This is a genomic window from Clostridium sp. CAG:43, assembly GCF_000434655.1.
GTDB classification, from domain to species: domain Bacteria; phylum Bacillota; class Clostridia; order Lachnospirales; family Lachnospiraceae; genus Otoolea; species Otoolea fessa.
On record NZ_FR895100.1, the window covers coordinates 20,035 to 21,225 of the forward strand.

A 1,191-nucleotide genomic window follows, 5' to 3' on the forward strand; every position below is an offset into this window, starting at 1 on the left:
CAGATATAGTGTAATTGTTTAAAGAAGTTTTTGGAGAAAGAAGGAGAATGCAATGGATACACAGCAGATGTTTCAGGAACTGGATCGTCTTTATGCACAGGGAAAACTGGACGAAGCGGAAGAGAAAATGATGGGCTGGATGAAGGAAGGGCTGGATTCAGGGAACAAAAGCCTCTGCCTGATGATGTGCAATGAGATGGAAGGACTCTACCGGAATACCGGACGGGTTGCTCAGGCAGTCGATATGGCGGATATGGCGCTGTCTCTGATTGCGGGGATGGGACTGGATGGTTCGATCCACCATGGAACGACACTTTTAAATGCGGCAACCGCGCGCCGGATGGCAGGAGATGTGGAGAAAGCGCTTTCCCAGTACCGGGAGGCGGAAGCGATTTTTAAGAATCTTGGAAAAACGGATGGCTATGAGATGGCAAGTCTCTACAATAATATCAGCCAGATTTATCAGGAACAGGAGGAACATGAAAAGGCGCTGGAATCGCTGGATAAGGCGCTGGAACTGATTAAAAAGATGGAGAACAGCGAGGCGGAGGTGGCAACGACCCATGTCAACCGGGCGCTATCCTTGATGGCGCTGGGACGGCTGGATGAGGCAGACGAGGAGTTAAAGGAAAGCCTGACCTTTTATGCGTCCCCGGAGGGCGTGCAGTCGGGACACTTTGGTTCGGCGCTGGCAGCAGCCGGGGAGCTGGCATGGCGGCGCGGCAATTATGATCAGGCGATCGGGCTGCTGGAAAAAGCGCTGATGGTAACGCAGTCTCGGTTTGGCGAGAGCGATGCGTGCGCGGTGATCCGCCAGAATCTGGAGATGATCAAAAAAGAAAAGGAAGAAAAAGGCATTACCGGAGCTGCAGACAAGAAGGAAGACAAGGGCGGAAACCCGAGCCACTGTGCGAGCTGTCAGTTCAAGGATGCGAAATTCTGAGACAGGACAAGAAAAAAGCGTTTTTTGAAAAGTTTTCAGATGGAAGATTTGATAAAAAGCGTGCAAGAAACGCGCATGAAAAAAATACTGAAAATAGAGAAAACGTAGAAATAGAAAAAAACATAAAATCAGGTAGGGGGATCAGATGCAGGGACTAGAACTGGCAAAACGATACTATGAAGAAGTCGGGCGTCCGATGCTGGAGCGGGATTTTCCAGAGCTTCTGCCGCGGTTGGCGGCGGGACTGG

Annotated in this window: 1 protein-coding gene; it reads left to right on the forward strand. The window is 50.5% G+C overall.

The window, feature by feature from the left end:
* Positions 1-52 precede the first annotated feature (52 nt).
* A complete protein-coding gene (locus QVO97_RS08870; RefSeq protein ID WP_022359976.1) occupies positions 53-943 on the forward strand; it encodes a tetratricopeptide repeat protein in 891 nt (296 codons plus the stop codon).
* The last annotated feature ends 248 nt before the right edge of the window (positions 944-1,191 follow it).

Coding starts and splice junctions, on each gene's coding strand:
- QVO97_RS08870 (WP_022359976.1), top strand. CDS start 53: ATGGATACACAGCAGATGTTTCAGGAACTGGATCGTCTTTATGCACAG.